General features: G+C 36.2%; 39 protein-coding genes. 5 read left to right on the top strand and 34 right to left on the bottom strand.

What is annotated here, in order from left to right:
- Positions 1-31 precede the first annotated feature (31 nt).
- Genes ACM6F9_RS11735 through ACM6F9_RS11750 form a run of 4 tightly spaced genes read right to left on the bottom strand, consistent with a single transcriptional unit; the run spans position 32 to position 2949 of the window.
- Positions 32-820, bottom strand: a complete 789-nt coding sequence (locus tag ACM6F9_RS11735) for a sensor histidine kinase (RefSeq protein WP_414845908.1) — start codon at positions 818-820, stop codon at positions 32-34.
- A 9-nt stretch (positions 821-829) separates the two neighbouring features.
- Positions 830-1462 (bottom strand): hypothetical protein, encoded by a 633-nt coding sequence (locus ACM6F9_RS11740; RefSeq protein WP_414845909.1) that lies wholly within the window; start codon positions 1460-1462, stop codon positions 830-832.
- A 2-nt stretch (positions 1463-1464) separates the two neighbouring features.
- The gene (locus tag ACM6F9_RS11745) at positions 1465-2310 is read right to left on the bottom strand and encodes a hypothetical protein (RefSeq protein ID WP_414845910.1); all 846 of its coding nucleotides are present in this window, start codon (positions 2308-2310) and stop codon (positions 1465-1467) included.
- Positions 2311-2316: 6 nt separating this feature from the next.
- Positions 2317-2949 (bottom strand): response regulator, encoded by a 633-nt coding sequence (locus ACM6F9_RS11750; protein WP_414845911.1) that lies wholly within the window; start codon positions 2947-2949, stop codon positions 2317-2319.
- A 465-nt stretch (positions 2950-3414) separates the two neighbouring features.
- Between ACM6F9_RS11750 and ACM6F9_RS11755 the strand changes: the two genes are divergently transcribed.
- Positions 3415-3849 (top strand): hypothetical protein, encoded by a 435-nt coding sequence (locus ACM6F9_RS11755; RefSeq protein ID WP_414845912.1) that lies wholly within the window; start codon positions 3415-3417, stop codon positions 3847-3849.
- A 48-nt stretch (positions 3850-3897) separates the two neighbouring features.
- On the opposite strand, the gene ACM6F9_RS11760 is transcribed toward ACM6F9_RS11755, so the two are convergent.
- The 30 genes from ACM6F9_RS11760 to ACM6F9_RS11905 all read right to left on the bottom strand — a co-directional run bounded on the left by ACM6F9_RS11760 (position 3898) and on the right by ACM6F9_RS11905 (position 19651).
- Positions 3898-4722 carry an N-acetylmuramoyl-L-alanine amidase gene (locus ACM6F9_RS11760; protein ID WP_414845913.1) on the bottom strand — a complete coding sequence of 275 codons (825 nt, stop codon included), beginning with the start codon at positions 4720-4722 and terminating at the stop codon, positions 3898-3900.
- Between the two features lie 120 nt (positions 4723-4842).
- The gene (rplQ, locus tag ACM6F9_RS11765; protein ID WP_105702140.1) at positions 4843-5355 is read right to left on the bottom strand and encodes a 50S ribosomal protein L17; all 513 of its coding nucleotides are present in this window, start codon (positions 5353-5355) and stop codon (positions 4843-4845) included.
- A 6-nt stretch (positions 5356-5361) separates the two neighbouring features.
- Positions 5362-6357, bottom strand: a complete 996-nt coding sequence (locus tag ACM6F9_RS11770; protein WP_105702141.1) for a DNA-directed RNA polymerase subunit alpha — start codon at positions 6355-6357, stop codon at positions 5362-5364.
- Positions 6358-6390: 33 nt separating this feature from the next.
- A complete protein-coding gene (gene rpsD, locus ACM6F9_RS11775) occupies positions 6391-6999 on the bottom strand; it encodes a 30S ribosomal protein S4 (RefSeq protein WP_105702142.1) in 609 nt (202 codons plus the stop codon).
- A 19-nt stretch (positions 7000-7018) separates the two neighbouring features.
- Positions 7019-7408, bottom strand: a complete 390-nt coding sequence (rpsK, locus tag ACM6F9_RS11780; protein ID WP_034694697.1) for a 30S ribosomal protein S11 — start codon at positions 7406-7408, stop codon at positions 7019-7021.
- Positions 7409-7420: 12 nt separating this feature from the next.
- On the bottom strand, positions 7421-7798 hold the full coding sequence (gene rpsM, locus ACM6F9_RS11785) for a 30S ribosomal protein S13 (RefSeq protein ID WP_068940272.1): 378 nt from the start codon (positions 7796-7798) through the stop codon (positions 7421-7423).
- Positions 7799-7805: 7 nt separating this feature from the next.
- Positions 7806-7922: a 50S ribosomal protein L36 gene (rpmJ, locus tag ACM6F9_RS11790; RefSeq protein ID WP_007839480.1), complete on the bottom strand. Its 117-nt coding sequence runs from the start codon at positions 7920-7922 to the stop codon at positions 7806-7808.
- 64 nt (positions 7923-7986) lie between these two features.
- Entirely contained in the window at positions 7987-8202 is a 216-nt protein-coding gene (infA, locus tag ACM6F9_RS11795) for a translation initiation factor IF-1 (protein WP_027381317.1), read from the bottom strand.
- Positions 8203-8205: 3 nt separating this feature from the next.
- Positions 8206-9585 carry a preprotein translocase subunit SecY gene (gene secY / locus ACM6F9_RS11800; protein ID WP_089692682.1) on the bottom strand — a complete coding sequence of 460 codons (1380 nt, stop codon included), beginning with the start codon at positions 9583-9585 and terminating at the stop codon, positions 8206-8208.
- Positions 9586-9594: 9 nt separating this feature from the next.
- Positions 9595-10044 carry a 50S ribosomal protein L15 gene (gene rplO / locus ACM6F9_RS11805; RefSeq protein ID WP_047096813.1) on the bottom strand — a complete coding sequence of 150 codons (450 nt, stop codon included), beginning with the start codon at positions 10042-10044 and terminating at the stop codon, positions 9595-9597.
- A gap of 21 nt (positions 10045-10065) precedes the next feature.
- Positions 10066-10242 (bottom strand): 50S ribosomal protein L30, encoded by a 177-nt coding sequence (gene rpmD / locus ACM6F9_RS11810; protein WP_027371710.1) that lies wholly within the window; start codon positions 10240-10242, stop codon positions 10066-10068.
- 11 nt (positions 10243-10253) lie between these two features.
- Positions 10254-10775 carry a 30S ribosomal protein S5 gene (gene rpsE / locus ACM6F9_RS11815; RefSeq protein WP_042721505.1) on the bottom strand — a complete coding sequence of 174 codons (522 nt, stop codon included), beginning with the start codon at positions 10773-10775 and terminating at the stop codon, positions 10254-10256.
- A 19-nt stretch (positions 10776-10794) separates the two neighbouring features.
- Positions 10795-11148 carry a 50S ribosomal protein L18 gene (rplR, locus tag ACM6F9_RS11820; protein ID WP_034694689.1) on the bottom strand — a complete coding sequence of 118 codons (354 nt, stop codon included), beginning with the start codon at positions 11146-11148 and terminating at the stop codon, positions 10795-10797.
- Positions 11149-11163: 15 nt separating this feature from the next.
- The gene (rplF, locus tag ACM6F9_RS11825; protein WP_121486287.1) at positions 11164-11709 is read right to left on the bottom strand and encodes a 50S ribosomal protein L6; all 546 of its coding nucleotides are present in this window, start codon (positions 11707-11709) and stop codon (positions 11164-11166) included.
- A 17-nt stretch (positions 11710-11726) separates the two neighbouring features.
- Positions 11727-12125 (bottom strand): 30S ribosomal protein S8, encoded by a 399-nt coding sequence (rpsH, locus tag ACM6F9_RS11830; protein WP_047376575.1) that lies wholly within the window; start codon positions 12123-12125, stop codon positions 11727-11729.
- A 147-nt stretch (positions 12126-12272) separates the two neighbouring features.
- On the bottom strand, positions 12273-12542 hold the full coding sequence (rpsN, locus tag ACM6F9_RS11835; protein WP_002983233.1) for a 30S ribosomal protein S14: 270 nt from the start codon (positions 12540-12542) through the stop codon (positions 12273-12275).
- Between the two features lie 3 nt (positions 12543-12545).
- Entirely contained in the window at positions 12546-13097 is a 552-nt protein-coding gene (gene rplE, locus ACM6F9_RS11840) for a 50S ribosomal protein L5 (protein WP_414845914.1), read from the bottom strand.
- Positions 13098-13108: 11 nt separating this feature from the next.
- Positions 13109-13435 carry a 50S ribosomal protein L24 gene (gene rplX, locus ACM6F9_RS11845; protein WP_034694681.1) on the bottom strand — a complete coding sequence of 109 codons (327 nt, stop codon included), beginning with the start codon at positions 13433-13435 and terminating at the stop codon, positions 13109-13111.
- A 21-nt stretch (positions 13436-13456) separates the two neighbouring features.
- Complete coding sequence (gene rplN, locus ACM6F9_RS11850; protein WP_002983226.1) at positions 13457-13825, bottom strand: 50S ribosomal protein L14; 369 nt, start codon at positions 13823-13825, stop codon at positions 13457-13459.
- 2 nt (positions 13826-13827) lie between these two features.
- Entirely contained in the window at positions 13828-14082 is a 255-nt protein-coding gene (rpsQ, locus tag ACM6F9_RS11855) for a 30S ribosomal protein S17 (RefSeq protein ID WP_027371715.1), read from the bottom strand.
- A gap of 12 nt (positions 14083-14094) precedes the next feature.
- Positions 14095-14280, bottom strand: a complete 186-nt coding sequence (gene rpmC, locus ACM6F9_RS11860) for a 50S ribosomal protein L29 (protein WP_034694678.1) — start codon at positions 14278-14280, stop codon at positions 14095-14097.
- Between the two features lie 12 nt (positions 14281-14292).
- Entirely contained in the window at positions 14293-14718 is a 426-nt protein-coding gene (rplP, locus tag ACM6F9_RS11865; RefSeq protein WP_029297776.1) for a 50S ribosomal protein L16, read from the bottom strand.
- A 98-nt stretch (positions 14719-14816) separates the two neighbouring features.
- Entirely contained in the window at positions 14817-15566 is a 750-nt protein-coding gene (gene rpsC, locus ACM6F9_RS11870) for a 30S ribosomal protein S3 (RefSeq protein WP_034694675.1), read from the bottom strand.
- Positions 15567-15573: 7 nt separating this feature from the next.
- A complete protein-coding gene (gene rplV / locus ACM6F9_RS11875) occupies positions 15574-15972 on the bottom strand; it encodes a 50S ribosomal protein L22 (protein ID WP_034694674.1) in 399 nt (132 codons plus the stop codon).
- A 2-nt stretch (positions 15973-15974) separates the two neighbouring features.
- On the bottom strand, positions 15975-16253 hold the full coding sequence (rpsS, locus tag ACM6F9_RS11880) for a 30S ribosomal protein S19 (protein ID WP_034702850.1): 279 nt from the start codon (positions 16251-16253) through the stop codon (positions 15975-15977).
- Between the two features lie 2 nt (positions 16254-16255).
- Positions 16256-17077 carry a 50S ribosomal protein L2 gene (rplB, locus tag ACM6F9_RS11885; protein ID WP_047380579.1) on the bottom strand — a complete coding sequence of 274 codons (822 nt, stop codon included), beginning with the start codon at positions 17075-17077 and terminating at the stop codon, positions 16256-16258.
- A 22-nt stretch (positions 17078-17099) separates the two neighbouring features.
- Positions 17100-17390, bottom strand: a complete 291-nt coding sequence (gene rplW / locus ACM6F9_RS11890) for a 50S ribosomal protein L23 (protein ID WP_105702145.1) — start codon at positions 17388-17390, stop codon at positions 17100-17102.
- A 3-nt stretch (positions 17391-17393) separates the two neighbouring features.
- Positions 17394-18023 carry a 50S ribosomal protein L4 gene (gene rplD / locus ACM6F9_RS11895; RefSeq protein ID WP_105702146.1) on the bottom strand — a complete coding sequence of 210 codons (630 nt, stop codon included), beginning with the start codon at positions 18021-18023 and terminating at the stop codon, positions 17394-17396.
- Positions 18014-18637: a 50S ribosomal protein L3 gene (gene rplC / locus ACM6F9_RS11900; protein ID WP_047422405.1), complete on the bottom strand. Its 624-nt coding sequence runs from the start codon at positions 18635-18637 to the stop codon at positions 18014-18016. Before rplC ends, rplD begins: the two co-directional genes overlap by 10 nt.
- A gap of 249 nt (positions 18638-18886) precedes the next feature.
- Complete coding sequence (locus ACM6F9_RS11905) at positions 18887-19651, bottom strand: DeoR/GlpR family DNA-binding transcription regulator (protein ID WP_414846428.1); 765 nt, start codon at positions 19649-19651, stop codon at positions 18887-18889.
- 116 nt (positions 19652-19767) lie between these two features.
- On the opposite strand from ACM6F9_RS11905, the gene ACM6F9_RS11910 reads away from it, so the two are divergent.
- Genes ACM6F9_RS11910 through ACM6F9_RS11925 form a run of 4 tightly spaced genes read left to right on the top strand, consistent with a single transcriptional unit; the run spans position 19768 to position 24448 of the window.
- The gene (locus ACM6F9_RS11910; protein ID WP_414845915.1) at positions 19768-21366 is read left to right on the top strand and encodes a glycerol-3-phosphate dehydrogenase/oxidase; all 1599 of its coding nucleotides are present in this window, start codon (positions 19768-19770) and stop codon (positions 21364-21366) included.
- A gap of 10 nt (positions 21367-21376) precedes the next feature.
- Positions 21377-22873 carry a glycerol kinase GlpK gene (gene glpK, locus ACM6F9_RS11915; RefSeq protein ID WP_414845916.1) on the top strand — a complete coding sequence of 499 codons (1497 nt, stop codon included), beginning with the start codon at positions 21377-21379 and terminating at the stop codon, positions 22871-22873.
- Positions 22874-22897: 24 nt separating this feature from the next.
- Positions 22898-23629 (top strand): MIP/aquaporin family protein, encoded by a 732-nt coding sequence (locus ACM6F9_RS11920; protein ID WP_414845917.1) that lies wholly within the window; start codon positions 22898-22900, stop codon positions 23627-23629.
- Positions 23630-23635: 6 nt separating this feature from the next.
- On the top strand, positions 23636-24448 hold the full coding sequence (locus ACM6F9_RS11925) for a hypothetical protein (RefSeq protein WP_414845918.1): 813 nt from the start codon (positions 23636-23638) through the stop codon (positions 24446-24448).
- The last annotated feature ends 94 nt before the right edge of the window (positions 24449-24542 follow it).

The following is a 24542-nucleotide window of genomic DNA, read 5'->3' on the forward strand; positions in this document are numbered from 1 at the left end:
TACCAGTCAATTACACAAATGGGTAATTTATTTATAATGCTATTTTAAAAACCAGACAGGTTCCGGGATTTTCGGATAAAACAGTACATTCACCGGACAATTCATTCATTCTTCGTTTCATATTCCGCAGGCCGTTTCCTTTTGGGTTTTCATCCTTAATTCCTTTTCCATTATCAGCAATCCTCATGGAAAAGTTATTTTTATCCTGTGAAAATGAAAGCTTTAAGGTACTGGCATGGCTGTGTTTGTATACATTATTAACAGCTTCTTTTAAACAGAGAAATAGATTACGCCTCATTTCTGTAGAAACAGGTGTTTCAGTAATGATATTTTCACATTCAGTATGCAGTACTATTTTTGTTTTCTTTAGGAAGTTTCCGGTATAGAGTATGGCATACTCAATGAAGCTGCCTAATGTATCATTTCCGGAATTTAAGCTCCAAAGCATTTCCCGCATAGAAATATTCATTTCTTCAGAGGTTTTCAGAAGTTCATCAATATCGTTTTGCAGATCATCGTCTGATGCCTTTTGTTTTATAAACTCTGCCTGAAGTTTTAATGCAGAAATTCCTGCTCCAAGATCATCATGCATGTCATGAGAAATACGTTCCCTCTCCTGCTCCAGAATCTTTTGTTTCTCGAGTTCTTTCTGAAGGAGCTGATTTTGATACTCGGCTTCTTTGAGCTGTTGCTGCTGAATGAAAAAAAGTTGTCTTTTGTTATACAAAACAACGATTAAAACAATGAAAATAACAAAAGTTATTAACAGAATAACTGCAATAATGTAAGCCAACCTTATTGTATCCGGCAATTGTTTCATATTGTGTTTTTATTTTCCGCTATTCTCGAAATTCTTTAAGGCAATATAGAACATTCCATACATGATGATATTAACGCAATACTGCATGGTTTTTAAAGTTTGCAAAAACCCCGGATCATTATCCTGAAGAAAAAACATGGGGATTGATCTGAAAATAAAAAAAATACTCCAAAAAAGTAATCCACAGGATACCCAGAAGTGCGGATCATTAAAGATTTTGATTTCGTTGAAGTTTTTCAGCCTGATATAAAACCAAACCAGTGCGTTAATGATAAAATAAAAGCAAACTAATATTCCTAATGTGTTTTCATAGTTTTCACTGTAAAACTTTACAAACAGAGCAATATAGGCTAATATTGCAATCATGACATACAGAAAGAATATTTTGAGTTTTTGAGGAAAGATTCTTGCATAGTATCTGTTGAAAAATATAATCAGAAAAATACTGTAGTAATTGAAGAGATAAGCAAAGTTAAATTCCCGAATATATATTTTATAGTGTCCATAAAGCTCAAGACATAAAGAAAGGAATAAGTATACTGTAAAATAGTTTTGGCTGGAAAGACCTTTCTTTCCAGCTAAAACCATCGACTTTACAGTATCTATAAAGAGTATTGATATGTAGATAATCTGAATGAGCATTTCTATGGATATAGTGAGCCCATATCGAAGAATACTTCTTTCCCGACAAGGTCATCCGGCAGGTATTTCCCAATTGTGGTAAGTCGTTTTTCATTTCCGCCATAGGCTGCAGCATACGCCACATCATCGAAAACATAATAAGGATTGTCTCTAAAATACTCTCTGATGATGTCAAGCTCTATCACTTCACCAAGAAAAAACTGGACTTCTTTGTAAAGGCGGCCGTCTATATTTCTTTCATTCAGTATTTTATTGATATCCGCCCAGGTATAGTATATCCCTTCTGCCTGCATCAATGGAGCTCTGTAAGCATTCATATTACTATAAAATTGTGAGGAGAGATAGTTATCATGCAGGGTTCGTCTTTCTTCAGAGCTAATGAAATCCATACTTGCTTCAAACTTATGCCCCAAATTAAAGATAATATAATGTCCCATAGCGCTATCATTATGATCCAATGGTGTAGCGACAAAGTATAGAAATTCGGTTGCACCAGTAGAAACATTCGTACTGCCCGTATACTTAATATAATCCTGCTGGCTAATGAAGATAAACTCAAATTTAATCCCTTTTCCCTGAGGGCTGAAGGTTTTAAATAAGGTTTCAAAAGTACTGATATCTACCGAATAGCTGTTCAGGAAAGGATTTACCAATTTTGATGCAGCTCCGGAGTTGCTTAAAACACCTTTTTTTGCCTGAAACATAAACATGATTCCGATATCATGATCCATATGTCCTGCTGCAACTAATGGATTAGTTCTTTCTTTTCTTAACGAAACCAGATCCGCTAGTTTGTTTCCAATAGCCTCTGTCCCAAATTCGGGATTTTTTAACTCTAATGTCTCCATAATTTCTTAGTTTTTAAAATTGTTAAACTTATTGATAGCCTCCACTTTATTGTTTACGTGAAGTTTTCTGTAGATATTTCCAACATGCTTTTTAACGGTATCAATACTGATACATTTTTTATCGGCAATCTCTTTGTAAAGAAGGCCCTCTGAAAGAAGTTCGAGAATTTCTTTTTCACGTTCTGTGAGTTCATCGAAACCTTTGATTTCTGTAAGATTTCTTTCGAAATGCTTGAGAACTCTACGGGCAATTGAAAAACTCATTGGAGCACCACCGTGGTATACATCCCGGATGGAAGAAAGAATTTTATCCATGCTTTCTCCTTTTACGAGATATCCCATTGCACCGGCTTTTAAAGAATTAAAGATCTTCTCATCATCATCGAAGCTGGTACACATGATGAATTGTGTATTGGGCATTTCTTTTCGTAGTTTTTCTATGATTTCTATTCCCAGCATATCTTGCAGCTGAATATCCATCATCACCACATCCGGAGAAATATCGGGTAGATTTTGCATGGCATCATTTCCATCAAAGAACTGAGCAATTACCTTCATATCCTGTTGGTAATTGATGACTTTCTTCAACGCATTGTTGTAGTTTTTTTCATCTTCTACTATGGCGATGGAAATGCTCATGACTTTGTTTGTTTGTTTGTTTGTTTGTTTGTTTGTAGCAAATTTCAACAGAAAACAAATTGAAATCAATTACACCTTTGTGTAATATTGGCAATCGAGTTTATAATTATGGTTTATTCTTTTTATTTCTATTAAATTTAATCAATTTTTCATTCCAAATGCATATTAATTTAAATTAATAACAACATAATGAAACAAACGATAAATAAATGACAATCTGTTATTTAAAAAATCAGCTTTACATGCAGAAAAATTCATTTTGAGGAACAAATACTTAAAGGATTTCAATTTAAAAGAAAATAATCTCAATCAAGTTGAAAATTCTGTTCACAGGAAATTACTTTATTTAAGCAGAAAAAGAAGAGAATTATATTTCAATATTGACAGAAATTTCTCATCTTGTCAGGCATGATTTTTGTAAAAATTAAAGAATAAGAATCATAATAAATATCAAATAATATAATCATGAAAAAAGGTCTTTTAGCACTTGGTGCTGTACTTACATTAACAGCTGTGAGCTGTAAAAAAAGTGAAAGCGGAAACAAAAGCGTTATCAAAACAGACAGCTCAACAACTGTAGTGACAGACAATAACGGGAAAATAGATTCTGTGACAGAAAGTTCTTCAACGGTAGACATCAACGGGAAGAAAACTGAAAAGACAGATTTTGTTTATAAAGCCACAGATGGAACTTTAGTAAAAGTGGTATTCAAAAATGATCCTAAAGAAAATACAGTAGCCATTACAAGCAATAAAAAAACATTTACATTGCCTAAGACAGAAACAAAAGGTGATGAAACAATTTACAAGAAAGATGATATGACTGCAAGGGTAAAAGGAGACAGTCTTCACCTTGAACAGGGTAATAATATTATCGAACTAAAAAGAACAAAGATTTAAAATAAAAAATGTCCCAAAGCCTAGTGGGACATTTTATTTTTATAAATATTATATCTTTTTCAACAAATCACTATTGATCCAGCCATATATTGGCTCGCCATCTTTCCCTGGCTTAAATAAAACATATACATAGAACCACCCCAGTTTACTTTTAATAAACTCAACTTGGGTATCTTTTTTAAGCTCTACTACAACTTCGAATTCTGTTCCTGCACCATTTCTTACATTGGCATATTCAGCATTCACTTTATACATATCCGCAGTATCGTCTTCTCTCCCTAACAATTTCGCTCTGAAATTGTCCATAGGAAATGCAGGTCCCGGATCATTTTTTTTGAAAGGAGCAATATCATCATGCCCCAGAATATTTTTGATATTGTAAGTTTCCATCAGCAATTTGCAAACCTGAAAACATGTTTCCAGCTGTTTTTCTGTAAAACTATGCCAATAGGAAGTCTCATCTTCATGTTTATGCTTGGCGGTTACCACTACATCTTTTGAATATTCTTTTTCAAACCATGCATAAAATCTTTCATTTACTTTAGTAAGCCTTCCCGGATTTTCGAGCTCAATACCGATAGAAAAATCATTGAACCCTGAACGGTCTGCCCATCGGCTTCTTCCCGCATGCCAGGCTTTTTTATTGAATTCTACCATTTGGGTAATCCTGCCATCACTATCTATAATAATATGTGCTGAAGCTTTTGCTGTAGGATCTTTAAACCAGTTTATCGAATTTTCAGCTCCCCGTCCTGCAGTAAAATGAATGATAATGTATTCCGGAATAATAATTCCCTCTTTATTGGGAGTCTCTATAAAGCTAATGCTCTCCCCGGAAATTGTTTTTCCTAACTTATCTTTTAAGATGACCATGATCAAGATTTTTTTAAACCCTCAAAGTTATTCTAAATATATTAATTAAACGTTAACGAAATAAAAAAAACCATCCGTATTTCGGATGGTTTTTTTTTTTTAATATCTAAATGAATATTACTATTCTTCAGTTTTTTCTTCAGTAGTATCAGCTTTAGCTTCTTCTACTTTTTCTTCTACTACAGGAGCATCAGCAACAACTGCTGCTTTAGCTGGTGTAGATCTTCTGCTTCTTCTTGTAGCTTTTTTCTCTTCAGCATTAGGGTTGTAAAGCTCGTTGAAATCTACTAATTCGATAAGAGCCATATCAGCAGCATCACCTGGTCTGAAACCTGTCTTAATGATTCTTGTATAACCACCGTTTCTTTCAGCGATTTTAGGAGCTACAGTTCTGAATAATTCAGCAACCGCAAATTTATTTTGAAGGTAAGAGAATACTACTCTTCTGTTGTGTGTAGTATCTTCTTTTGCTTTTGTTAATAGAGGCTCAACATATACTCTTAAAGCTTTAGCTTTAGCTACAGTAGTGTTGATTCTTTTATGCTCAATTAGAGAACAAGCCATATTAGAAAGTAAAGCACTTCTGTGAGAAGCTGTTCTTCCTAAGTGATTGAATTTTTTACCGTGTCTCATTATTAATTATTTATCAGCGTCTAACTTATATTTTGCAACGTCGAAACCGAAGTTAAGACCTTTTGAATGCACTAATTCTTCTAGTTCTGTCAAAGATTTTTTACCAAAATTTCTGAATTTCATCAAATCAGACTTACTGTAAGAAACCAGTTCTCCAAGAGTTTCTACTTCAGCTGCTTTAAGACAGTTAAGGGCTCTTACTGAAAGATCCATATCTGCTAATTTAGACTTAAGAAGTTGTCTTGTGTGAAGAGTTTCTTCATCGTATTGGATAGATGCTTTTACAGCTTCAGTTTCAAGTGTGATTCTCTCATCAGAGAATAGCATGAAGTGATAAATTAATATCTTTGAAGCTTCAGTTAAAGCATTCTGAGGGCTTATAGACCCATCAGTTTCTATATCTAATACAAGTTTTTCGTAGTCTGTTTTTTGCTCTACACGATAATTTTCAATGCTGTATTGTACTTTCTTGATCGGCGTGAAAATAGAGTCGATAGCAATAGTTCCTACAGGAGCATTGTTTGACTTATTTTGTTCAGAAGGAACATACCCTCTTCCTTTTTCAATATTGAAAGTAATTTCGAAAGTTACATCACTGTTTAGGTTGCAAATCACTAGATCTGGGTTTAAAACCTCAAATCCATTGACAGATTTACCTAAATCACCAGCAGTAATAACCGTTTGACCTGAAACTTTAGCAACAACCTGCTCGTTAGCCTGGCCTTCTGCTGCAGCTTTTAATCTTACCTGCTTAAGGTTAAGAATAATTTCGGTAACGTCTTCGATTACTCCTGGAATAGTTGAAAATTCGTGCTCTACACCTTCTATTTTGATAGATGAAATAGCGTATCCTTCCAGAGAAGAAAGCAACACTCTTCTCAAAGCATTACCGATTGTAAGCCCGAAACCTGGTTCTAAAGGTCTGAATTCAAATTGACCTTTAAATTCATCAGAGTTAAGTAAAATTACTTTATCGGGTTTTATGAATTGTAAAATTGCCATATTATTGGGTTGAGCAAAAATTTGATTAAAAAATTATTTAGAGTAAAGTTCGACGATAAGGTTCTCCTTAATGTCCTCCGGAATTTGGATTCTTTCAGGAGCAGAAATGAAGGTACCTTCTTTCTTCTCATCGTTGAATTGTAACCACTCATAGTTTGACTTAGAAGCCAATGCATTGGTAACAACATCAAGAGACTTAGACTTTTCTCTTACGGCGATTACATCACCAGCTTTTACCAAGTAAGAAGGGATATTAAGAATCTCTCCGTTCACAGTAATGTGTCTGTGAGAAACTAATTGTCTAGCACCAGATCTAGTTTTAGCAAAACCTAATCTGTAAACTACGTTATCCAATCTTGATTCACAAAGTTGTAATAGAACTTCCCCTGTTACACCTTTGCTTCTGTGTGCTTTTTCAAATAAGTTAGCAAACTGTCTTTCTAAAATACCGTAAGTATATTTAGCTTTTTGTTTTTCAGCTAACTGAACTGCATATTCTGATTTTTTAGCACCTCTTCTTTTGTTAGGACCGTGTTGTCCTGGCGGTTGGTTTTTTCTCTTTTCGAAGTTTTTATCATCTCCGTAGATTGCAGCACCAAACTTTCTAGCAATCTTAGTTTTAGGTCCAATATATCTTGCCATAATGGGTAAATTCTAAAAATTAAACTCTTCTTCTTTTTGGTGGTCTACATCCGTTGTGTGGCATTGGAGTCACATCAACGATCTCGCTAACTTCAATTCCTGAATTGTGAATAGATCTGATAGCAGATTCTCTACCTGCACCTGGACCTTTCACAAACACCTTTACTCTTCTTAAACCAGCTTCGTGAGCTACAGCAGAGCAATTTTCAGCTGCCATCTGAGCAGCAAATGGAGTATTCTTTTTAGAACCTCTGAATCCCATTTTACCGGCAGAAGCCCAAGAGATAACCTCTCCGTTTTTATTTGTTAAAGAAATGATGATGTTATTGAAAGAAGCTTGAATATGTGCTTCTCCAATAGCTTCAACTTTTACTTTTCTCTTCTTAACTACTTTAGTTTGTTTTGCCATAATTCCTAACGATTATTTACTAGCTTTTTTCTTGTTAGCAACAGTTTTTCTCTTTCCTTTTCTGGTTCTAGAGTTGTTTTTCGTTCTCTGGCCTCTTAAAGGTAATCCAAGTCTGTGACGTATTCCTCGTTGGCATCCTATGTCCATTAATCTCTTAATGTTCAATTGCACTTCAGATCTTAATTCTCCTTCAACTTTTACGTTGTCTAAGATATAAGTTCTGATTGCAGCCAATTCATCGTCATTCCATTCGTTGACTTTTTTGTCTTCGCTGATACCGGCAGCTTTAAGGATTTCAGAAGAAGTACTTCTTCCAACACCATAAATGTAAGTTAAACCGATAACTCCTCTTTTGTTTTTTGGTAAATCAATACCTGCAATTCTCGCCATAATTTAATTAACCTTGTCTTTGTTTAAATTTTGGGTTCTTCTTGTTGATTACGAACAGTACACCTTTTCTGCGTACGATTTTGCAATCAGCGCTTCTTTTTTTAATTGATGCTCTTACTTTCATTTTGATAGTATTTATTTTTTAACAAGAGCCAAATGGAGATCCGAGGATTCCATTTGGCGTTTGTTTAATATCTAAATGTGATTCTCCCTTTTGATAAGTCATAAGGAGACATTTCTAGTTTTACCTTATCACCAGGTAAAAGTTTAATATAATGCATTCTCATTTTACCAGAAATATGAGCGATAAGAATATGCCCATTTTCTAGTTCTACACGGAACTGAGCGTTCGAAAGTGCTTCCGTTATAACGCCGTCTTGTTCAATATGTTTTTGTTTTGCCATAAATTAATATCCAGTCGTTCTTGATAATTTAGACTGCATTAAGCCATCATAATGATGGTTCAGCAGATATGTATTAATCTGTTGAACTGTATCTAAAATTACACCCACCATAATTAATAGTGACGTTCCCCCGAAAAATAGGGCAAACGCATCTGTCTGAACAAAGGTTCCATGCACAATTGCCGGAAGGATTGCAAAGATAGACAAAAATATTGCACCTGGCAAGGTAATTTTTGATAAAATATCATCTAAATAATCAGCTGTCTCTTTTCCTGGTCTTACTTTCGGTACTAAACCTCCATTTCTCTTCAAATCATCAGCCATTTGGTTTACCGGAATTGTAATTGCAGTATAGAAAAACGAGAAGATAATAATTAATAGTGCAAACAATACATTGTATTGCCAGCTAAAAACATTCTTGAAACCTGCAAGAAAAGTATTAGACTCATCGAATTTTGTTAATAATCCTGGTACGAACATCAATGCCTGAGCAAAGATAATCGGCATTACACCAGCAGCATTTACTTTCAATGGAATCCATTGTCTTGCTCCCTGCATAAGATTTCTGTTTACACCTCCTCTTGCTTGAGCTCTGCTTACATACTGAATTGGGATTTTTCTGACAGCAACTGATAAGATCACTGCTAAAAGAACAACCACCATCCAGAATAATACTTCAATAAGGATCATGATAGATCCCATTCCTCCTTTTCCATTCTGCACGGCCATCTCCTGAACGAATGCTTCTGGTAATCTTGAAAGAATCCCCACCATAATAAGGATAGAGATACCGTTTCCGATACCTTTGTCGGTGATTTTTTCACCTAACCACATTGCGAATACTGAACCAGCAACCAAGATAACAATACTTGGCAACCAGAACATGATAGAATTTGGCTCTACAAAGTATGCAGACTGGAACTGAGCATACGGTAAGAATAATTGAGTAATAGAAGTTAAGTAAGAAGGTGCCTGTACCAGACAAACTCCAATCGTTAACCATCTTGTAATTTGGTTCAATGTATTTCTACCTGACTCTCCATCTTTCTGAAGCTTCTGAAGATAAGGAATAGCCATTCCCATCAACTGAACAATAATAGAAGCAGAAATATAAGGCATGATACCCAACGCCATTACGGAAGCGTGGCTGAAAGCTCCCCCCGTAAACGACGAAAGCAAGCCAAGGAGACCTGCTCCTTGCTTGTTACCGCCTTGATTTTTATAATGCTCTAAGAGATCTCCCACCTCTGCAAGGTTAATTGCAGGAAGCGAGATATAAGATGCGAATCTATACACAAGGATAATACCTAACGTAAAGAGAATTTTATCTCTTAATTCCTTTAGGCTCCATATATTTTTAAGTGTTTGTATAAATTCTTTCATTAGTAAGTATTATAAGGTAATTGCTTTTCCACCTGCTTTAGCAATAAGCTCTTCAGCAGACTTAGTGAATTTGTCAGCAGAGATTGAAACCGCAGATTTCAATTCTCCTCTACCCATAATTTTCACTAATTCGTTTTTAGAAACTATCCCGTTTGCTACTAAAACTTCTTTCGTGATTTCTCCAGTGATGGATTTGTTCTCGATTAAAGTTTGAATAGTATCAAGGTTAACTCCTCTAAACTCTTTTCTATTTACGTTTTTGAATCCGAATTTAGGTAATCTTCTTTGTAAAGGCATCTGTCCACCTTCGAAACCGATTTTTTGAGAATAACCAGCTCTAGCTTTCTGACCTTTGTGTCCTTTTGTTGAAGTACCTCCTTTTCCGCTACCTTGACCTCTACCAATTCTTTTTGAGTTGAAAGTAGATCCTGCAGCAGGTTGTATGTTATTTAAATTCATTTTAATTTCTCTTTTATAAAATTATTTTTGAACTTCAAGTAAGTGTCCTACAGCAGCGATCATTCCTAAGATAGAAGGAGTAGCTTCATGTTCTACAACTTGGTGAAGTTTTTTTAATCCTAATGCTTCAAGCGTTCTCTTTTGGGTTTTTGTTCTACCAATAGCGCTTCTTACTTGCTTTACTTTAATTGTTGCCATTGTTTTATATATTAACCGTTAAACACTTTACTTAGAGAAACTCCTCTCATTCTAGCGATTTCTTCAGGTCTTCTGATGTCTAATAACGCTTTGAAAGTAGCTTTCACTACGTTGTGAGGGTTAGAAGATCCTTTAGATTTTGAAAGGATATCGTGAATACCAGCAGATTCCAATACCGCTCTTACCGCACCACCGGCGATAAGTCCTGTACCGTGAGAAGCAGGTCTTAAGAAGATATCTGCACCACCGTATCTAGCAGTAGTTTGGTGAGGGATAGTGTGGTTCATTACAGGAACTTTAACTAGGTTTTTCTTAGCGTCTTCAACTGCTTTAGCAATTGCAGAAGCAACCTCTTTAGATTTTCCTAAACCGAAACCAATAACACCTTCTTCGTTACCTACTACAACAATAGCAGAAAATCCGAAAGCTCTACCTCCTTTTGTTACTTTTGTTACTCTGTTAACAGCTACGAGACGATCTTTTAATTCTAATCCTCCCGGTTTTACTCTTTCTATATTATCTAGTCCTAACATATTTTCCGAAATTTAATGATTAGAATTTAAGTCCACCTTCTCTTGCACCATCAGCTAGAGCTTTTACTCTACCGTGGTATACGAATCCGTTTCTGTCAAATACAATACTTTCGATTCCTGCAGCGATAGCTTTAGCAGCGATAGCTTTACCAACAGCAGCAGAAACTTCAGTCTTAGTACCTTTAGCGTCTACACCTTTTTCTCTAGAAGAAGCTGATGCTAAAGTTTTACCATTTTTATCGTCGATTAACTGAGCGTAAATTTCCTTATTACTTTTATATACAGATAATCTTGGCAATTCAGAAGATCCAGAGATTTTCCCTCTTACTCTTCTTTTGATTCTTATTCTTTTTTCTAATTTACTTAATGCCATAATACTTATAATTTATTAAGCAGATTTACCAGCTTTACGTCTAACAATTTCTCCTACGAATTTCACACCTTTTCCTTTGTATGGCTCAGGCTTTCTGAAAGAACGGATCTTTGCAGTAACCATTCCTAGAAGTTGCTTGTCGTGAGACGTTAAAGTAATAATTGGGTTTTTACCTTTTTCAGTCAATGTATCAACTTTTACTTCACTTGGAAGTTCTAATACGATACCGTGAGAGAATCCTAAAGCTAACTCAAGTTTTTGACCTGCGTGAGAAGCTCTGTATCCTACCCCTACTAGTTCTAGTTTCTTTTCGAAACCTTCATTTACACCTACGATCATGTTCGCGATTAACGCTCTGTACAAACCGTGAAGTGCTTTGTGTTGTTTAGAATCAGATGGTCTGTTTACGTTAAGTTCACCATCTTTTTGTTCTAAAGTAATTCCTGCTGTAAGCTCCTGAGAAAGTTCTCCTTTTGCTCCTTTTACAGTTACTACACCGTTGTTTTCAGTGATTGTAACTCCAGCTGGAATTGTTATAATTGCTTTACCAATTCTTGACATTTTCCTCTGATTAAAAATTAATAAACATAGCAGATTACTTCACCGCCTACTTTCTCTTCTCTAGCTTTCTTGTCAGTCATTACTCCTTTAGAAGTAGAGATGATAGAAATACCCAAACCGTTTAGTACTCTTGGAAGTTCAGTAGAACCTTTGTACTGTCTCAAACCTGGTCTAGAAGCTCTTTGAATAGACTTAATAGCAGGTTTGTTGGTTTGCTTATCGTACTTTAAAGCGATTTTGATCACTCCTTGAACAGCGTTATCTTCAAACTTGAAGTTTAAGATATACCCTTGATCAAATAGGATCTTAGTAATCTCCTTTTTGATTTTCGATGCAGGAATTTCCACCACTTTGTGGCCTGCGCTTTGTGCGTTCCTTACTCTTGTTAGGAAATCTGAAATTGGATCTGTTACCATTTTTCTTTTATAAATTATTGGTTAAAGAACAATCAGTATTGAAAAGACTTGAAGATTAAAATATCAGACGTCAGAAATCTTCGGTCTGATATTTTTATTCTTTAGTATCTTGACAACTTAATTGTCCCGATTTTTAATTAGTAATTATTACCAACTAGCTTTTCTTACACCTGGGATAAGACCGTTGTTTGCCATTTCTCTGAAAGTTACTCTGGAAATACCGAACGTTCTCATGTATCCTCTTGGTCTACCTGTTAGTTTACATCTGTTGTGTAATCTTACAGGAGAAGCATTTTTAGGCAATTTTTGAAGTCCTTCGTAATCACCTGCTTCTTTAAGAGCTTGTCTTTTAGCAGCGTATTTAGCAACTAGTGCTTCTCTTTTGCGCTCACGCGCTTTCATTGATTCTTTAGCCATTTCTTAGTTCTTTTTAAATGGTAAACCGAAGTGAGTTAATAATGCTTTAGCTTCTTTATCTGTTTTCGCAGTAGTAACGAAAGTGATGTCCATCCCTTGGATTTTTTTCACTTTGTCAATTACGATTTCAGGGAAGATAATTTGCTCAGTAATACCTAAGTTGTAGTTACCTCTACCATCGAAACCATCTGCTTTGATACCAGAGAAATCTCTGATACGTGGTAAAGCAGAAGAAGTAAGTCTGTCTAAGAACTCATACATTCTTTGAGCTCTCAAAGTTACTTTCGCACCTACAGGCATACCTTTTCTTAGTTTGAATGCAGCTTCGTCTTTCTTAGAGATCGTACCTACTGCTTTCTGACCTGTGATGTTTGAAAGTTCTTCTACAGCATAATCGATAATTTTCTTATCTGCAGTAGCGTCTCCTAAACCTTGTGATACAACGATTTTCTCTAATCTAGGTACTTGCATGATTGACTTGTACCCGAATTCTTCCATCATTGCAGGAACAATTGTTTCTTTGTATATTTTTTTGGGTCTTGCTATAAATTCCATGTTAATTCAAATTATAAAGTTTCACCCGTTTTTTTGTTAATTCTTACTTTCTTATCTCCTTCGATTTTGTAACCGATTTTGATAGCTTTTCCGTCTTTACCAACTAAAGCTACGTTTGAGATATGAATAGAAGCTTCCTTTTCAGTAATTCCTCCTTGAGGATTAGAAGCTGAAGGCTTAACGTGTTTTTTGATGATGTTAAGTCCAGCAACGATTACTCTTGGGTCTCTACCTTCTTTCTTAATCACTTCAATAACTTCACCAGTCTTACCTTTGATATCTTTCTTACCAGTAGTAATGATTACGTTATCTCCTCTTTTTATTTTTAACTTTGACATTTCTTTTAAAAATTTTTAAAATTAAAGTACTTCAGGAGCTAATGAAATGATTTTCATATATTCTTTGTCTCTCAACTCACGAGCAACTGGTCCGAAAACACGCGTTCCTCTCATTTCTCCCGCTGCGTTTAGTAATACACAAGCATTGTCGTCGAATTTGATGTATGAACCATCTTTTCTTCTTACTGCTTTTTTAGTTCTTACTACTACAGCTTTAGATACCTGACCTTTTTTAGCGTTTCCTGATGGTGTAGAATCCTTGATAGTAACAACGATTTTATCACCAACTGAAGCATATCTTCTTCTGGTTCCTCCCAGAACTCTAATAACTAGTACTTCTTTAGCACCTGTGTTATCAGCAACTTTTAATCTTGATTCTGTTTGTAACATTATTACTTAGCTTTTTCAATGATTCTTACTAATCTCCATCTCTTGCTCTTGCTCAAAGGTCTAGTTTCTTGGATAAGAACTGTATCACCTTCTGTGCATTCGTTGTTCTCGTCGTGTGCAGTATATTTTTTCGTTTTTAGAACGAATTTACCGTACATCGGGTGCTTTACTCTTGTAGTTTCACTAACAACAATAGTTTTTTCCATTTTATTGCTGGAAACCACTCCGATTCTTTCTTTTCTTAAATTTCTATCCATTGTAAAATGAAATTATTGTTTGTTAGTTAACTCAGTGTTTAGTCTTGCGATTGTCTTTCTCAAATCTCTGATTTGAATCGGGTTTTCAATTGGGCTGATTGCATGAGCCAATTTCAATTTAGAATATTGAGCTTTTGCTTCAGTTAATTGAGCTTGAATATCACCCGCGCTTAAATTTTTAATATCAGCATTTTTCATTGTATTCAAAGATTATAGAGGTTTAACAAAATCGTTAGCAACGATGAATTTAGTAACTACTGGTAATTTTTGTGCAGCAAGTCTTAAAGCTTCCTTAGCGATATCGTAAGGTACACCTCCGATTTCGAACATAATCTTACCTGGTTTTACTACAGCTACCCAATATTCAACAGCACCCTTACCTTTACCCATACGTACTTCCGCTGGTTTTTTAGTAATTGGCTTATCTGGGAAGATTTTGATCCATAGTTGACCTTCTCTCTTCATATATCTTGTCGCAGCGATACGAGCCGCTTCAATCTGTCTTGCAGTGATCCAAGCTCCTTCCGTTGCTTTGATCCCAAAAGTTCCGTAAGCAAGTTGACTACCTCTTTGGGCATTCCCCTTCATCTTCATCTTGTGAACTCTACGGAATTTGGTTCTTTTTGGTTGTAACATAATTTCTAAATTTTAGATTTTAGATTTTAGATTTTAGATTTTTTTTAATTTTAAAAAAGTAACGGTAATTTAAAATTCAAAATTTCTAATCTAAAATTTTAATTATTATTGTTATTGTTGTTGTTTTTTCTAGGTCTTCTGTTGTCTCTGTCTCCTCCTCTGTTTCCTCTGTCTGACTGACCTCCTTTTTTCTGTTGTCCTACTAATGGAGAAAGTTCTCTTTTACCGTAAACTTCACCTTTCATAATCCAAACTTTTACACCTAGTCTACCGTAAGTAGTGTGAGCTTCTGCCCAGTGGTAATCGATATCAGCTCTGAAAGTTGACAATGGAATTCTTCCTTCTTTGAAAGATTCTGATCTTGCCATCTCAGCTCCGTTCAATCTACCAGAGATTTGAACTTTGATACCTTCAGCACCCATTCTCATAGTACTTGCCATTGCCATTTTAACAGCTCTTCTGTAAGAAATTCTGTTTTCAATTTGCTTAGAAATACTATCAGCAACTAGTACAGCATCTAATTCAGGTCTTTTGATTTCGAAAATGTTGATTTGAATATCCTTACCTGTAAGTTTCTTCAATTCTTCTTTCAATTTATCAACTTCCTGACCTCCTTTACCGATGATAAGTCCCGGTCTAGCAGTAGTGATTGTAACTGTTACTAATTTAAGTGTTCTTTCAATATAGATTTTTGAAATACCACCTTTAGATAATCTAGCCTCAAGGTATCTTCTGATTTTGTAGTCTTCAGCGATTCTGTCTCCATAATCGTTTCCACCAAACCAGTTAGAATCCCATCCTCTGATGATACCTAATCTATTACCAATTGGATTTGTCTTCTGTCCCATACCTTGATTAATTTTCTTTTTTACCTAAGATTAATGTAATGTGGTTTGATCTTTTTCTGATTCTATACCCTCTACCTTGTGGAGCTGGTCTTAGTCTCTTCAATTGTCTTGCACTGTCTACAAAAATTTCTTTAACGATAAGATTAGCTTCTTCAATATCAGCACCTTCGTTTTTAGTCTGCCAGTTAGCCATTGCTGAAAGCAATACTTTTTCTAACTTGTTAGATGCGTCTTTTTTAGAATATTTTAGAATGTATAAAGCTTTGTCAACTTGCTCTCCTCTAATGATATCAGCAACTAATCTCATTTTTCTTGGAGAAGATGGGCAATCATTGTGTATTGCTTTTACTACATCTTGGTTTGTCAATTTACGTGCTAATGCACTTTCTCTTTTTCTTGATCCCATGATTATCTGCTTCCTTTGTTTTTGTTACCACCATGACCTCTGAAAGATCTTGTTGGAGAAAATTCGCCTAGCTTGTGACCAACCATGTTTTCTGTAACATAAACAGGGATAAAAGATTTCCCGTTGTGTACTGCAATAGTTTGTCCTACGAAGTCTGGAGAGATCATTGATGCTCTAGACCAAGTTTTGATAACTGTCTTCTTACCAGACTCTATGTTTGTCTGAACCTTCTTATCTAAAGTATGATGAATGAATGGTCCTTTTTTAAGTGATCTTGCCATAATTATTTACGTTTAGATATGATATGACGGTTAGACGCTTTATTTTTCTTTCTGGTTTTGTAACCTTTAGCAGGCATACCGTTTCTAGATCTTGGGTGACCTCCTGAAGAACGTCCTTCACCACCTCCCATTGGGTGATCTACTGGGTTCATTACAACTGCTCTTGTTCTAGGTCTTCTACCTAACCATCTGCTTCTACCAGCCTTACCTGATACAGTTAATTGGTGATCTGAGTTAGAAACAGATCCAATCATTGCCATACATTCAGTAAGGATCATTCTTGATTCTCCTGAAGGCAATTTGATGATTGCATATTTACCATCTCTAGAAGTTAATTGAGCTGAAGAACCAGCACTTCTTGCTAAAATAGCACCTTGTCCAGGCTTCATTTCAACACAAGAGATTACAGTACCCAATGGAATGTTTTTCAATTTCATTGCGTTACCTACGTTGGGTTCAACGCTTTCTCCTGATACTACCTTCTGATCAACTTTGATACCGTTTGGAGCGATGATATATCTCTTCTCTCCATCAGCATACTCTAATAAAGCGATAAATGCAGTTCTGTTTGGATCATACTCTACAGTTTTTACAGTTGCTTCAACGTTTGCTTTGTTTCTTTTGAAGTCAATAATTCTGTATTTCTTTTTGTGTCCACCTCCGGTGTAACGCATGGTCATTTTACCAGTTTGGTTACGTCCACCTGACTTACTAATACCAACTGTTAGAGATTTCTCTGGTTTGTTGGTAGTAATTTCTTCAAAATTGTTTACAATTCTGAATCTCTGTCCCGGGGTGATAGGTTTTAATTTTCTAACAGACATTACTATTATTTATAATTAATAATTAATTTACAGCAAAAATATCGATAACCTCACCTTCAACAAGTTTGATTACCGCTTTTTTCAATTTGTTTGTCTTTCCTACTTGAAGACCTTTTTTAGTGTATTTTGAAGAAACCTTCGGAGCATAAATCATTGTGTTAACGTCTGCTACTTTTACACCGTAAGCCGCTTCAACAGCTTTTTTAATCTGGATTTTATTCGCCTTAGGTTCAACTAAGAAAGAATAAGAACCTCTTAAATCTGTAAGGTAATTAGCCTTTTCTGAGATAACTGGTTTAATAATAATAGACATGACTTATTTCTTTAAATTTTCCTGGAATTTTTCAACTGCACCTTCAAAGAATACAACTTCACCTGCATTTACTAAATCGTAAGAGCTAACTTCGTTGAAGTTCATTACTTTAGTTTTAGGTAAGTTTCTTGAAGATAAATACACATTCTTGTTAGCTTCAGGAAGAATGAATAAAGATTTTTTACCGTTCAATGCTAATGCATCCAATAAAGTAATGAAATCTTTAGTCTTAGGAGCATTTAAGCTCATATCTTCTAAAACTCTGATGCTGTTGTCTCTCATTTTCTGAGATAAAACAGATTTCTTCGCCAATCTCTTAAGAGCTTTGTTCAATTTGAATCTGTAGTCTCTTGGTTTTGGTCCGAATACTCTACCTCCACCTCTGAAAGTTGGAGATTTAATATCACCATATCTAGCAGATCCAGATCCTTTTTGCTTCTTAAGCTTTTTAGTAGAAGCAGTAATTTCGCTTCTTTCTTTTGCTTTATGAGTCCCTTGTCTTTGTGCAGCAAGGTACTGTTTAACTTCTAAGTAAACCGCGTGCTGATTTGGCTCAATTCCGAATACTGTTTCGTCTAGAGTTACTTTTCTTCCGGTCTCTTTTCCTGATGTATTTAATACTACTAGTTCCATTTTCTGATAATTACATAAGAATTTTTAGCTCCCGGAACAGCACCTTTTACTACTAAAAGATTTTGTTCTTGATCAACTTTTAACACTTGAAGGTTTTGAACAGTTACCTGCTCACCTCCCATTCTTCCAGCCATTCTCATCCCTTTGAATACTCTTGAAGGGTCTGAACCAGCACCGATAGAACCTGGAGCTCTAAGTCTGTTGTGCTGACCATGAGTTGCCTGCATTACACCTCCAAATCCGTGTCTTTTAACAACACCTTGGAAGCCTTTACCTTTTGAAGTTCCTGTTACATCTACATACTCACCTTCGATGAATAGATCAACACTTACTACCTCTCCTACTTTTGCTTCAGTAAATCCATCGTGGAATTCTACTAATTTAGCTTTAGGAGCAGAACCAGCCTTTTTAAAATGACCAGCTAACGCTTTACCAACGTTCTTCTCACTCTTGTCATCGAAACCTAATTGAACAGCTGTATAACCGTCTTTTTCTAAGGTTCTGACCTGTAAAATCGAGCATGGACCAGCTTGAATAACTGTACAAGGAATGTTTTTCCCTTCTTCGTTAAACAAAGATGTCATACCGATTTTTTTACCAATAATACCTGACATTGTTTATATTATAATAAAATTTATCCTTTATTTATCCCCATTTTTCGGAAGTCTGAAGTAATTTCTACTTTTGATATAGGCATACTACGCTCCTAAAATGAGTGTGCAAATTTATGAATAATTTTATAACTGACAAATATTTCAAGTAAAATATTTTGATTTTTAATCGATTAGATGATTTTGAAAAATTTCAGAACCAATTTCCCAAAGATTTATTTTGATTAAAAAAAAGAAATTAAAAAGAAGGTATTATTGAGTTAAAACACTCACTCCCATTTCCTCCAATTCAACTCTGTCTTCAGCAGAAATACCATTATCAGTAATCAGGTAATCCACCTGATCCAAAGCTGCAATTTTCCCGAAACCTTTCTTATTCAATTTTGAAGAATCTGCAAGAATCACGGTTTGATCAGCACATTCCATCATAATCTGGTTCAGGTGAGCTTCTGCAGCGTTGGAAGTACTGATTCCGAATTCCGGATCAATACCATCTACTCCCAAAAAAAGTTTATTGCATGAAAACTGTTTAAGGATTCCTTCGGAAATAGATCCTACAATAGAAGTAGAGCTTTTTCGTACCTCTCCTCCCAATTGTATGATATTAATATTAGGATTATTGCAAAGTTCAATGGCCACCCTCAAAGAAGATGTCAATACTGTAAGAGGTCCAAAGTTCATCAGCATTCTTGCCAGATAATGCATCGTAGTTCCGGATGCCAATATAATACAATCATTTTCCTGGATCAATGACAAAGCTGCTTTTGCAATGGCCTGCTTCGCCTCCACATTGATACTTTCTTTCTCTCCTACATTTTTCTCATAGGCGTATCTTACCTGCTTACTCGCTCCTCCGTGGTTTCTGAAAAGAAGCCCCAGACTTTCGAGATAGTTCAGATCCTTTCGGATCGTAACCGAAGAAACACTAAGCTTCTCACACAGATCCTGAACAAGCACATGTCCTTTTTCCTCAAGCTCTTTCAGTATTTCATCCTGCCTTGGTAGTAGCTTTTCCATTTTATTCGTTTCATCAAAAATACCGATTTTTTTCGACATCTTAAAATTTCATTTATTTTCTTTTTGCTTTCATTTTTAATTTATATATTTGAAAACGAAACATAAACGAAACATTTATGAAACGAAACGAAGAACTCAGTAAGTTAACCAATGTAAAAGAATGGGACTTTATTGTCATAGGAGGAGGAGCCAGTGGTTTAGGTTCAGCATTAGACGCAGTAAGCAGAGGATTCAAAACATTATTGCTTGAATCTCATGACTTTGCAAAAGCAACATCCAGCAGAAGTACCAAATTGGTACATGGTGGAGTTAGATATCTCGCTCAGGGAGATGTCGGATTGGTAAAAGAAGCATTAAAAGAAAGAGGACTCTTAGCAAAAAATGCAGCACATATCGTAAAAAACCAGTCTTTCATTATTCCAAACTACACATGGTGGGGAGGAATCTACTACAAAATAGGACTGTCTGTTTATGATTTCCTTGCCGGAAAACTAAGTTTAGGTAAAACAAGATACATCAGCAAATCAAAAACCGTTGAAAAGCTTCCTACTATTGAACAAAACCACTTAATGAGCGGTGTTGTTTACCAGGACGGACAATTTGACGATGCCAGACTTGCGATTAATCTTACCCAAACTATTATTGAAAAAGGGGGAAGTGCTGTGAATTATGTAAAAGTGATCAACCTTTTGAAAGATGATTCTGATAAAGTAATAGGTGTGGTTGCGGAAGATCAGCTTTCTAAGCAGCAATATCAGATACACGCTAAAGTAGTGATCAATGCTACCGGTGTATTCACGAATGACATTCTTAATCTGAACAATCCTAAGCATGGTAAATTAGTTGTACCAAGCCAGGGAATTCACCTTGTATTAGATAAATCTTTCCTGAAAAGTGATGATGCTATCATGATTCCGAAAACTTCAGACGGCAGGGTTTTATTTGTTGTTCCATGGCACGACAGAGCTTTAGTAGGAACTACGGATACTCTTTTAAAGGATGAAAGTTTTGAACCTCGTGCTCTGGAAGAAGAAATCAGTTTTGTTTTAAATACCGCCAGACAATATCTATCTAAGAAACCAACCCGTGAAGATGTAAAATCAGTTTTCGCAGGCCTTCGTCCACTTGCCGCTCCTAAAGATGGAAGCAAAAGTACAAAAGAGGTTTCCCGAAGCCATAAAGTGATTACTTCAGAAACAGGATTAGTTTCTATTATCGGAGGAAAATGGACAACATACCGTAAAATGGCCGAAGATACAATAGACGAAGCGATGAAAGTCCACAGGTTGGGTAACAATCCATCTAAAACAGAACATCTTTCCATTCATGGAAATGTAAAACCAGAACAGGTAGACAGAACCAATCACCTGTACGTTTACGGATCTGATATCCCCGCTATAAAAGCATTGCAGGAAAGCAATCCCCGTTATGCGCAAAAAATCCACCCTGATCATCCTTTCACTGTAGCGGAAGTTGTATGGGCTGTAAGAACAGAAATGGCAGAAACTATTGAAGATATTCTGGCCAGAAGAGTCCGTTTACTATTCCTGGATGCGAGAGCAGCTATAGATAGTGCTCATCACGTAGCAAGAATCATTGCTGAAGAGAAAGGATATCCTGAAGAATGGGCTCAGCAGCAGGAAAATGAATTCATTGAATTAGCAAGAGGGTATTTATTGACTCCTTATTCACCTAAAGTTATCAACCTAAATTAGCACTATATACATGAATGAAAAACTAATTCTCGCTCTAGATCAGGGAACAACTTCCTCCAGAGCGATTCTCTTCAATCACAGCGGAGAAATAAAATATGTATCGCAAAAAGATTTCGAACAGATATTCCCTACTCCAGGCTGGGTAGAGCATGATCCTAATGAAATCTGGTCATCACAAATCTCCGTAGCAGCAGAAATTATAGCGAAAGCAGGTATCTCCGGACTGGAAGTTGCCGCTATCGGGATTACGAATCAGCGTGAAACCACAATCGTTTGGGATAAAGAAACCGGTGAACCTATCTACAACGCCATTGTATGGCAGGACCGCAGAACCTCAAAATATTGTGACGAACTGAAAGATCAGGGACATGCATCAACCATCAAAGAAAAAACAGGACTTGTTCTGGATGCTTACTTTTCAGCAACCAAACTGAAATGGATTCTTGATAATGTAGAAGGAGCAAGACAAAAAGCAGAAGAAGGAAAACTATGTTTCGGAACTGTTGACACATGGCTTGTCTGGAAGCTTACCAGAGGAAAAATGTTTATTACGGATGTTTCCAACGCCAGCAGAACAATGCTTCTGAACATTCATACCTTAGAATGGGATAATGATTTATTAGAATTATTCGACATTCCAAAAGCTATTCTTCCGGAAGTAAAACAAAGCAGTGAGATATATGGTGAAACCGCCACTACTCTATTCTCTACAAAAATTCCGATTGCCGGAATTGCGGGTGACCAACAGGCAGCTTTATTCGGACAGATGTGTACTACTCCGGGAATGGTAAAAAACACTTACGGAACAGGATGTTTTTTATTAATGAATACAGGAACGGAAGCTGTTTCTTCTAAAAACAACCTATTGACAACCGTAGCATGGAAAATCAATGGAGAAGTAAACTATGCATTAGAAGGAAGTGTATTTGTAGGAGGTGCAGCTATTCAATGGCTGAGAGACGGTCTTAAAATTATTCATTCTTCTGACCAGGTAAACGAACTCGCTGCTTCTGTACCAGATAATGGCGGAGTATATTTTGTTCCTGCATTGACTGGTCTTGGAGCTCCTCATTGGGATCAGTATGCTCGTGGAACTATTGTAGGAATTACCCGTGGTACCACAGATGCACATATCGCGAGAGCAACACTGGAAGGAATAGCATTCCAGGTTTATGATATTGTGAAAGCAATGGAGGCAGATTCCGGAAGAGCCAGTCTTGAATTAAGAGTAGACGGTGGTGCTTCTGCAAGTGATCTTCTGATGCAGATACAGTCTGACCTATTCGGTTTTAAAATCACAAGACCTAAAACCCTTGAAACAACAGCACTGGGTGCCGCTTACCTTGCCGGACTTGCTGTAGGATACTGGAAAGACGTTGAAGAAATTCAATCTCAGTGGATTGTAGACAAAGATTTCCATCCTCAGTTGGAAAGAGAACATGTCGATAAGATGGCACATTCATGGAAAAGAGCCGTATCACGTGCTCAAAGCTGGATAGAAGATTAATTCACTTATTAAAAAAAAACTTATATGACCCCATTTATTGCAGAAGTTATCGGAACGATGCTTCTTATATTGTTAGGCAACGGTGTTGTAGCCAATGTTGTCTTAAAAGATACGAAAGGAAATAATTCCGGATGGATCGTTATTACTACCGCATGGGCACTCGCCGTATTCGTAGGAGTAACTGTTGCCGGCCCAATAAGTGGGGCTCACCTGAACCCGGCTGTAACCATTGGTCTTGCAGCAGCAGGAAAATTTTCCTGGGATCTGGTTCCTTCTTATATCGCAGCCCAAATGATCGGAGGAATGCTGGGAGCTTTTCTGGTATGGCTTTTCAATAAAGATCATTTTGCAATTACGGAAGATGAAGGAGCCAAACTGGCTTGTTTCAGTACAAGCCCCGCTATCAGAAAAACATCTTCCAACCTGATTAGTGAGATCATCGGAACCTTCGTTTTGGTATTCGTTATTTTTCATTTTTCTGATCCGAGTATTTCTTTACAGGCAGATCCAACAGCCAAAGTGGGATTGGGTACTGTAGGTGCTATCCCCGTTACCTTTCTTGTATGGGTAATAGGTTTATCACTAGGAGGTACCACAGGATATGCTATCAACCCTGCGAGAGATCTTGCCCCAAGAATCATGCACGCTATCTTACCTGTAAAAGGAAGCAGTGATTGGTCATACGCCTGGATTCCTGTAGTAGGTCCTGTTACAGGCGCTATTATCGCAGCAGTTTTATATGGATTTTTAAAATAAAAACAAATGATGAAAAAAGTCTTAAAGGGAATCTTCCTTCTTGCGATTGGCACAGGAAGATTATTTTCACAGGAAAATGGCGAAACCAAGGAAACCAAAGAAGGAAGGCTTGATTTTACAGCCAACATTCAGAACAATCACTTATGGAGAGGGCTTATCATTACTGATAAACCTGTTGTAATGGGTAATCTTTCTTATGCCTTAGATGCGGAGAAAAAATGGAAGGTCGGAATTTGGGGTGCATCTGCATTAGCAGATGATAAGGACAATACCCATTATAAGGAAATCAATTATTATGTTCAATATTCCAACGGACGTTTTTATATTGGATTATGGGATCTTTACAACTCCCGAAACATCAATACTGCGGTAGCTGCTGATGATATCTTCAGCTATTCACAGAGAAGAACAGCCCATATCATTGATTTAAGAACAAACTATACTTTCGGACCTTCATTCCCGATCAATATTGAAGCTGACATTATGTTGTACGGTGGGGCTAATGCAGGAGAAGTTATTCTGGAAGCTGACGGAAGCTACAAAAAGAACAGATATTCTACTTATGTACAGGCAAGTTACCCTGTCATTAAGGGAGAGAAAGTAAATCTGGATGCATTTGTAGGAGCCGGATTTGCGCTTAATGACCAAACATTTTTATATGGCAATGGCAAAAACAGCTTTGACATCGTCAATGTAGGAGTAAAAGCCGGAAAAGTAGTGAAGATTACCGATCATTACAGTCTTCCTGTATCAATGATGGCCATGTGGAATCCATCTAATAAATACGCAAGAATCCAGCTTGCGGCAACTGTTTTTTAATTTGACTTTAACTAAATTATAGAAAAGCCACTTCTTACAGGAGTGGTTTTGTTTTCCAAAAGAAACAACCTACCATAGAAAAGAATTTTTATAC

The sequence above is a fragment of the Chryseobacterium sp. IT-36CA2 genome, from assembly GCF_949767875.1.
Lineage (GTDB): Bacteria > Bacteroidota > Bacteroidia > Flavobacteriales > Weeksellaceae > Chryseobacterium.

Coding starts and splice junctions, on each gene's coding strand:
- ACM6F9_RS11745 (WP_414845910.1), bottom strand. CDS start 2,310: ATGGAGACATTAGAGTTAAAAAATCCCGAATTTGGGACAGAGGCTATT.
- ACM6F9_RS11760 (WP_414845913.1), bottom strand. CDS start 4,722: ATGGTCATCTTAAAAGATAAGTTAGGAAAAACAATTTCCGGGGAGAGC.
- glpK (WP_414845916.1), top strand. CDS start 21,377: ATGAATGAAAAACTAATTCTCGCTCTAGATCAGGGAACAACTTCCTCC.
- rplN (WP_002983226.1), bottom strand. CDS start 13,825: ATGTTACAAACAGAATCAAGATTAAAAGTTGCTGATAACACAGGTGCT.
- rpsH (WP_047376575.1), bottom strand. CDS start 12,125: ATGGTAACAGATCCAATTTCAGATTTCCTAACAAGAGTAAGGAACGCA.
- rplQ (WP_105702140.1), bottom strand. CDS start 5,355: ATGAGACACGGTAAAAAATTCAATCACTTAGGAAGAACAGCTTCTCAC.
- rpsD (WP_105702142.1), bottom strand. CDS start 6,999: ATGGCAAGATATATTGGACCTAAAACTAAGATTGCTAGAAAGTTTGGT.
- rplW (WP_105702145.1), bottom strand. CDS start 17,390: ATGTCTATTATTATTAAACCAGTTATCTCAGAAAAGGCTAATTACCTT.
- rpsE (WP_042721505.1), bottom strand. CDS start 10,775: ATGTTAGGACTAGATAATATAGAAAGAGTAAAACCGGGAGGATTAGAA.
- ACM6F9_RS11905 (WP_414846428.1), bottom strand. CDS start 19,651: ATGGAAAAGCTACTACCAAGGCAGGATGAAATACTGAAAGAGCTTGAG.
- rpmJ (WP_007839480.1), bottom strand. CDS start 7,922: ATGAAAGTAAGAGCATCAATTAAAAAAAGAAGCGCTGATTGCAAAATC.
- rpmC (WP_034694678.1), bottom strand. CDS start 14,280: ATGAAAAATGCTGATATTAAAAATTTAAGCGCGGGTGATATTCAAGCT.
- rplD (WP_105702146.1), bottom strand. CDS start 18,023: ATGGAACTAGTAGTATTAAATACATCAGGAAAAGAGACCGGAAGAAAA.
- rpsM (WP_068940272.1), bottom strand. CDS start 7,798: ATGGCGAGAATTGCAGGTATTGATTTACCAAAAAACAAAAGAGGAGTT.
- rplR (WP_034694689.1), bottom strand. CDS start 11,148: ATGGCATTAAGTAAATTAGAAAAAAGAATAAGAATCAAAAGAAGAGTA.
- ACM6F9_RS11735 (WP_414845908.1), bottom strand. CDS start 820: ATGAAACAATTGCCGGATACAATAAGGTTGGCTTACATTATTGCAGTT.
- ACM6F9_RS11770 (WP_105702141.1), bottom strand. CDS start 6,357: ATGGCAATTTTACAATTCATAAAACCCGATAAAGTAATTTTACTTAAC.
- rplC (WP_047422405.1), bottom strand. CDS start 18,637: ATGTCAGGTATTATTGGTAAAAAAATCGGTATGACATCTTTGTTTAAC.
- rplV (WP_034694674.1), bottom strand. CDS start 15,972: ATGGGATCAAGAAAAAGAGAAAGTGCATTAGCACGTAAATTGACAAAC.
- rpsK (WP_034694697.1), bottom strand. CDS start 7,408: ATGGCAAAACAAACTAAAGTAGTTAAGAAGAGAAAAGTAAAAGTTGAA.
- ACM6F9_RS11920 (WP_414845917.1), top strand. CDS start 22,898: ATGACCCCATTTATTGCAGAAGTTATCGGAACGATGCTTCTTATATTG.
- ACM6F9_RS11910 (WP_414845915.1), top strand. CDS start 19,768: ATGAAACGAAACGAAGAACTCAGTAAGTTAACCAATGTAAAAGAATGG.
- rplO (WP_047096813.1), bottom strand. CDS start 10,044: ATGAATTTAAATAACATACAACCTGCTGCAGGATCTACTTTCAACTCA.
- rplP (WP_029297776.1), bottom strand. CDS start 14,718: ATGTTACAACCAAAAAGAACCAAATTCCGTAGAGTTCACAAGATGAAG.
- ACM6F9_RS11750 (WP_414845911.1), bottom strand. CDS start 2,949: ATGAGCATTTCCATCGCCATAGTAGAAGATGAAAAAAACTACAACAAT.
- ACM6F9_RS11740 (WP_414845909.1), bottom strand. CDS start 1,462: ATGCTCATTCAGATTATCTACATATCAATACTCTTTATAGATACTGTA.
- rplE (WP_414845914.1), bottom strand. CDS start 13,097: ATGGAATTTATAGCAAGACCCAAAAAAATATACAAAGAAACAATTGTT.
- rplX (WP_034694681.1), bottom strand. CDS start 13,435: ATGTCAAAGTTAAAAATAAAAAGAGGAGATAACGTAATCATTACTACT.
- rpmD (WP_027371710.1), bottom strand. CDS start 10,242: ATGGCAACAATTAAAGTAAAGCAAGTAAGAAGCGCTATTGGTAGAACA.
- rpsC (WP_034694675.1), bottom strand. CDS start 15,566: ATGGGACAGAAGACAAATCCAATTGGTAATAGATTAGGTATCATCAGA.
- secY (WP_089692682.1), bottom strand. CDS start 9,585: ATGAAAGAATTTATACAAACACTTAAAAATATATGGAGCCTAAAGGAA.
- ACM6F9_RS11755 (WP_414845912.1), top strand. CDS start 3,415: ATGAAAAAAGGTCTTTTAGCACTTGGTGCTGTACTTACATTAACAGCT.
- rpsQ (WP_027371715.1), bottom strand. CDS start 14,082: ATGGATAGAAATTTAAGAAAAGAAAGAATCGGAGTGGTTTCCAGCAAT.
- rpsS (WP_034702850.1), bottom strand. CDS start 16,253: ATGGCAAGATCACTTAAAAAAGGACCATTCATTCATCATACTTTAGAT.
- rplB (WP_047380579.1), bottom strand. CDS start 17,077: ATGTCTGTTAGAAAATTAAAACCTATCACCCCGGGACAGAGATTCAGA.
- ACM6F9_RS11925 (WP_414845918.1), top strand. CDS start 23,636: ATGATGAAAAAAGTCTTAAAGGGAATCTTCCTTCTTGCGATTGGCACA.
- rpsN (WP_002983233.1), bottom strand. CDS start 12,542: ATGGCTAAAGAATCAATGAAAGCGCGTGAGCGCAAAAGAGAAGCACTA.
- rplF (WP_121486287.1), bottom strand. CDS start 11,709: ATGTCAAGAATTGGTAAAGCAATTATAACAATTCCAGCTGGAGTTACA.
- infA (WP_027381317.1), bottom strand. CDS start 8,202: ATGGCAAAACAAAAACATATTGAACAAGACGGCGTTATAACGGAAGCA.